General features: G+C 38.1%; 2 protein-coding genes and 1 pseudogene. All 3 read right to left on the bottom strand.

The features are described from left to right. Positions 1-42 precede the first annotated feature (42 nt). Positions 43-471, bottom strand: a complete 429-nt coding sequence (locus Q0X89_RS16910; protein ID WP_297696369.1) for a VanZ family protein — start codon at positions 469-471, stop codon at positions 43-45. After that, complete coding sequence (gene gcvH, locus Q0X89_RS16915; protein ID WP_297696372.1) at positions 437-817, bottom strand: glycine cleavage system protein GcvH; 381 nt, start codon at positions 815-817, stop codon at positions 437-439. The genes Q0X89_RS16910 and gcvH overlap by 35 nt, the downstream gene beginning before the upstream one ends. 163 nt (positions 818-980) lie before the next feature. Further along, a pseudogene (gene sprA, locus Q0X89_RS16920) lies at positions 981-7,207 on the bottom strand (cell surface protein SprA); the annotation flags it as partial.

A 7,207-nucleotide genomic window follows, 5' to 3' on the forward strand; every position in this document is an offset into this window, starting at 1 on the left:
TTAATATTCGCTAATTTAACTATTAATTTATTTAAAAAGCAATTAATCTTTCCATTTTAACGGGGTTTTTCCCGAAAAAAGTATAATTATCAGTCCCGCTCCAAAAAATGCACCAAGGCTATTGGCAAGGACATCGTATAATTCTCCGCTTCTATTTAGCGTAAATGTATTTTGAATTACTTCAATAAGTGTACCATAGATTATGACAATTAGCAAAGATATTATTACAGCTCTGTATAAGTTTAATCGTCCTTTAGTACGCTCTCTGATTAACAGTACCCCCAAAAAGGACGCTATAAAATAAAAAATGAAGTGTACTACCTTATCAAGATGTGGAATGTTTATTTCCTGGGTGTCAAAATCTTCAAATGAGTAAAGGCTGAGTGTAGTAATTATAATAATCCAGCAGATAAAACCACTAGTATAAACATAACCTTTAAACACCAATAAGCTCCTTATAATCTGCTTCACTCAAAAGACTGTCTAACTCTGAGGTATCATTTATCTTCACTTTTATCATCCAGCCATCGCCATAAGGGTCTGTATTCACTTTTTCAGGTTCATCCTCAAGAAGCTCATTTAATTCTATAATCTCACCACTTAAAGGAAGAAAAAGATCGGATACCGTCTTTACTGCCTCAACTGTTCCGAAAACCTCATCCTTATCTAAAGTTTCATCCAGTGTCTCTACTTCTACATACACTATATCACCTAGTTCCCCCTGTGCAAAATCTGTTATGCCCACGGTGGCAATATCCCCGTCAATCCTAATCCATTCGTGATCTTTGGTGTACTTTAATTCGGATGGTATATTCATTTTATTTCGTTTTGTTTTGCCAGCAAATGTAGTAGATAATCTGATGGTTTTCAAAAAATAAATTGGATAAGAGGGTGAATTCTTAAATGACCCGAAAACATATTAAAACAAAATCCTGAAAAACAATCTTAAGTCTTTTATTCTTAACCCCGACTAGATATTTTTAGTTACCGAAGTTATATCGAATTGTGAATCCCGAATTTATTGTAGTTTGTGGAAATGCCGTAGAAACAGCAAACTTAGAGAATGAGTAATCGAAAAAGAATAATGCGTTCAGGTTTTTACTAAGGGCATAGTCTGCCGTAAATTTAGCAGATAATAAATTCTGTCCTGCGGTTATTTGATTATTATCTAAACTGAGATTCCTGATAATAGTAAGATTATCCCTCAAGGTAAAATCTGCCTTTAAATTTAAATCGCCTTTCAAACGTTGCTTTTGTCCACCAATATTGGTTACAAATTTTACATCCTTAAAACGATATCCCAGTCCCAGTGTATAATCCTGGCCATTGATCTCTGTGAGCAAATTATTGTCGAAGCTAAATGAATAAAATCTACCCTGATTAAAGGGTTAAACTGGTCTGTTAGTACAACATTATTTATGATATTTTCCGGAAGGAAATCCTGTGTTTCAGGATTAATTGGAGGGAGATTATCATTAATAAGCTGAGATCTTTCCAGGTTGGTTTGAAATGTATTTATACTGTATGCAGACCTGTAACCGTGGCTTAAAGAAAAACGTTTGAACTTCTTCTTAAAGGATTTAATCCGCATTAACCCGGTATACTTAATATTCCAGTTGGGTACGGGAATTTGCCTAAAAGCATCCAAATTAACTCTATTTACATCCTGCCCGGTGTAGGCTGCAAAAAATGCCGGTAAAATAACATCCTGGCTGGTTGGACCATATCTTAAAGGGTATCCATTTTCATCAACACCTTCATCCGGACTAGACCTGTCTGAGAATAACCTCTCTGCTACCACAATCCTGTTATTTTTGAAAGTTTCAAAATTCTTCGAATCAAATTCATCACTTTTACTAAAGGTTGTGCCAATCATTATGGTTGATATACTAAAGTTCCCAAAAGTATTTGGTGTTTGAGGTATATACTCCCCATTGTTAATCTCAAAATTCTCCTGCAAACTGCTGGAAAATTGCCTGTCTGCCAATAAATCAATGGTTAAATCCCTTACTGGCTGGGCTGTTGCTGTAATATTCAGCTGTTTGTTAGTTCGTTTTATAAATTGTTCGTTAAATTCATTATATGGCGTAAGCCAACCGTTACGAGCTGCTTCAAAGCGTACATCTTTCTGGCTTCCAAAGACAAAACCAAATGATGGTTTTGTAGTTCCAATAAATCCAATAGACTGGGTATACCCCGGCAAAACTGTACCATTATTCTCTCTGTAGTTAACGTTAATCCGTTTTACCATTGTAACTATATCAATAACAGTATTAAATGCACCACTACTTTTCTTTTTAGGTTTTTCCCCACCATCTGCCGGGTTACCCGCTTTATCGAGGCGCACTGGAGCACTGCTGACATTACCTTTGCCGTCTCTCCTTTTAAGCCCTATCTGATCATAAAAGCGCTGCATACTAAGCGCTGTGGTAATCGTGTGTGTATTTGCATTTTGTACTGTATTGATAACTGCATTAGGATCTCCAAGGGCATCCTGAACGACTTCATTTATGGCATCACCACCTCGTTGCCAATCAAAATTACTGGTGTACGTATATTGTGCATTGATAAAGTCCAGAATGGGTATTTTGTTAAGTGGAATATCATAGTTGAGCTGAAATTGCTGGGCATGCCTGTTGGGTTCTCCAAAATCGAAAAAGCCATTCCAAATGTTCAGGTCCTGATTAATATCCGAATCGGGGTTCCCATCCTCTGTAAAGTAGTTACGAACAATATTGTTGTTAGAAGCCGTGATGTTCAGACGCAAGGATTTGGATAAACTATAATTAAGTGCATATTGCCAATTAAAAAGATAATTTCTTTGCTGGAGCAATGGCAATGGTAACTTATCAACACCAGCTTCAAAGACATCTCTAAACCGTTGTTGGTTAAATTGACGATTATAATCAGACTGTACAGAAAAGCTAGTTGGTAACAAATTAAAATTCATGTCTTTTAACCATTTTAAATAGCTTCCGGTAAATAAGGAATCCTGTTTTTCAAAAGGTGCAACGGAAGCAGGTTTAAAATTGTAGTTATAAACAAATCCCGTCTTTATATTCTGATCCTTTAAACTTGCCACTTCAAAATCCCTGTGCTCTGTTTGGTTATAGGAATAATTAAATGTAAAATTTTCAATGTCATAAATACGCTCCTTGGCTTCAGGTCCCCTATTTTTTCGAACTCCAATAAAGTTTATACTTGTTCTCTTTGTATAGTCTTCTGCCTGCTCCCTAATATCTTCTTTTTCTTCCGCAGTATTTGCAGCATCTATCCTGTCTTTGAGCTTTAAATCGTCATATACAGGATCAAATTCGGGGGTTATTAATTCCTCCGAAACACCATAATTAAATGGAATTTGAACATTCCATTTTTTGGGCAGAAGTTGTCCTATAGACACATTTGTAACAACATCATAAGCTACAGCGTCCTCTCTGGAGCGTTCATTTGGCCTTTGATCTACAGAGCCAAATCCAGGAGTACTTTTACCTCCTGTGTCTGTGACATTGGCAAAATCTGCGAGGTTTGCATCAACAGCAGCAAGTGCAGCCCATCCACCATTATTGTCTAAGCCTGCCATACGCAATTCGTTAAACCAAACTTCACCTCGTGCAGGCAGATTATCAATATTCTTAACTCCAAGCATTGCACTTCTAAGTGTTCCTATCGAAGGGTTTCCTCTTATTCCGATACGAATCTGGCCAAGGACTCTTGGAGCAAACTCATCAACCGACACAACTTCGCCATCTATTATTTCATAAAAATTAAGCTCATTCAGGGATTGGTCTGCAATACCTTGAGATTTAATTTTTGTGAGGTCACTCAGCGCAATATCCAATTCATTTATTTCCGGCCATATTTCTTCCGGAGTAGTAGAACCAAAAGGTGTAAATTGTAAAGGGACTTCTATTTGATAAAAATTTTCAGAGAAATCTGTACCTATCCTTAAGAATGCAACAAGGGGTACATCATCATCCAAATAATCAGAATTCACGATCTTTTCAGCATGTAAAAACATCTTTAACCTTTTGTATTGACGGATATCTATGTTTACATTTTTAAAGACACCCCGGGAATCCTGAAGTTCAAGATTCTCTACTTTAAAAGATAAAGACTGTTCATTCTGACGAATGATAGTATTATTATTATTTAATTGCTCTCTAAGGACACCGGGTGGTAAAACATATGGAATAGGTGTTCTGGAATTATTCTCTTCTATATTTACCGTATTAACATCAACTACTGTTGCATCATCCGCTGGGTCATCGTTATCTGAGGAGAGGCTTTTTAAATAATTCCTCCAATCAATACGGACAAGATCCAGGGTTGCAAATCGCAGAACTACATCATCTGTAAAGCCGGTAAGATACATCCGCATAAAACTAATAGATCTAAAATCCGTTACCCCACCTATAGCATCCGTAAAATCACTTAATGGAATTTTGTACTGAATCCATCTGCGATTTAATTGCGTTCCATTGGGTAAATCGGGTGTCGTGCCTTCACTGATATCCGTTACATAGCGATCATTAATAGTGGTATTGGGCCTAATAGGGATACGATACTCAAAATAGCTATTGATAGTATTCATAGTGAGGTCGCGGTTAACGTCTTCCACGTCGGGCAGTGTGGTAGATCCCCTATCCGTATTTGTAACGGTAACAGGTGAATTTCCCTCGGTATTATTAAAGTCAATGTAGCGTTCTAAAATACCTCCTTCCCTGTTCAGATAGTATTGAAAATTATCAAGAGCAGGATCTTCGGGAGGTCCATTGTAGCCTTGGGCTGCTTCCAGACTATCATCAAGACCATCAAAACCAATATCCTGCAAAGAACGGTTAGTTTCACTAGCATCAAAAGCATAAACAAGAGACTGGGTTGCCGGAACTACTCCCCAAGGGGTAGTCGAAGTGAGATCATTACTCTCTAAACCAGGCAAACCGTTTTCATATTGTTTTCTTCCATCGTTCAGAATGTCCTCTGAGATATTCCCTAAATTAATAACCAACTCACCGGGGCCGGCAGCTATGCCGTCTACATAAGGATCCATGACCCAGAATTGAACAAATTCAACATTCGATTGCTCAAAATTTGTACTACTTAAAGAACGCATCATTCCTGCCCATTTTTGGTCTGGTTGGAGGCCATCAAAAGTGGTGCTGGCATTATACGGTCCTTTCTGATTTGGATAATATGCCATATCGAAAGTGTTCTGGACCGTAGTTTGTCCCTGGGCTATATCTGTCTGAGGAAATACTTCATCAATGAAAACCCTTCTGGTCTCATTTGTAGATATATCATCATCATTAATGCCTGATGGGCGCTGATTCGTATAAAATATGGGGTCTATGGTATACCAGGCCATTTTTGCCCTTTCAAAACCTGTTTCTATATCCTGCTCCCCATCTATGCGAAACTCCACAGGCGTACTCGCCAATGACCAGCCCAATGAAGAACGGATATCTATAAGGGCCTGAGCCCCTTCAAAATCATCTAAATATGTTGTGGTTTCTCCCTGAAAGTCTGCGTTTTTTGGAGAGTTTGGGTTTAGATATGCGGCTTCAGCACGTACAGATACATTAGAGGCAACATCTGTATCTATATTGGGTAATTTGTTTACCAGCCTGGTTAAAAAAGGAACCTCTGTTGAAAAATTTGCATTAAGACCAAAAATGCTATTATTCACCGGCTCAACACCATAATTGGACTTTTGAGTAAGTGGTCTTTCATTGAGGTTTTGAAATGTCCCTCCTAAAATAAAATTCTCATTGAATTTATGTTCAACATTAAAACCGGTAAATCTTCTGGTCTGCTGGCCAAAAATGGCATTGTTCTCTACGGAGATATTTATTGGTGTATTTGAAGCCTGCAGACTGGGGTCCAATATCTGAACTGTTCCAGCCTGGTAATTTACTGTGTAATCTATTCCTTCCTGCAATTGACGTCCGCCTGCAGTTACTCGTACAGATCCCCTTGGCACATTAAAGGCGCCAATTGGAATACCGCTTGATCCTTCAGATTTGTAACGCCCTTTTAACTTAAATCTGTTTTTCTCCGCATCCTGTAAAGAGGCCGCTTTAGTGAGGGCATACATATTTCTAAAAACATATTTTTGCTGGTTTTCATTATATCCCTGATCATTTTCCACATCATAGGTGCCACCACCCAATACATCAAACAAAAATTCCCCAAAAGGCTCCACCTTGGTGAATAGAATTAATCCATTTTGGGTATTCACAGTTATGCCCGGCACAAAATCAAAGAAACCATCTCCGCCTTTCTGAACATCATTAAAAGCATTCAGTCGATCAAGATTAAAAACATTAAGAAGAATTCTATCCTGCAATGCTCCATCCGGAGAATTCTCATCTGGCCATCCGGAACCCGGGCCTTCAACCACCGGTAAGATATAGTTTCTGGGGGTTGGATCTGAATATAAAATATTAAACCTGAAATCCTCCTGACTAAGTTGAAAGGCTCCTGTGGCATATATGTTTTTCATCATAAGATCCCAGATAGGGTCGGCCACATTCGTAATATTACTTTTTAATAATTTCAGGACCAGTGTATTGTTATTAATTTGAGAAACCTCAACGCCAGGTGAGACCGTAGTGGCGTCTATGCCGCCGTTGGCAAATTCGCCAACCTGAAAAATTTCTCCATTAAAGGTATATTGAAATGCTACTGCCAGCACTTCATCATTGCTTAAGCGCTGGTTCAGAGAAATATATCCCAATTGTGAATCAAACTGGTAATCTCTTCCTGTTTCAAGTTTTCTCGCGTTTTCCAAAATGGCATAGTCAAATCCCTGATTTACCTGATATCCCGTATTTATGTCAAAACCATCATCTACAGTGGCAATATCCCTTATGTTTGAATTAAGCACGCCCCCATTATCTATTAATAAAGGATCGTAGTCATTTGCATTGTTTCTGGGTAATTCCTGGTTGGTAGCTGAAGTATTAAAAAATCCTGCGGGTTCGCCATTTGCAATTCCAATCCTGGTATTTTCCTTAAGGGCCTCACCTAAATCCTGAAGAGCAACAATGTTCCTAACATTAAGTGTTTGCTGACCTCTATTGGTAACCCAAACTTCGAGACGGGTTATTTGAACCTGACTTTTAATAAAGGGGTAATTGGTTAATGCCTCATCATATTGATCTCTAAAAAATTGGGCTAGAAAAAAGTGCTTGTCCTCATCGTAGTC

Origin of the sequence: uncultured Eudoraea sp., assembly GCF_947258525.1 — a bacterium.
Classification (GTDB): domain Bacteria; phylum Bacteroidota; class Bacteroidia; order Flavobacteriales; family Flavobacteriaceae; genus Eudoraea.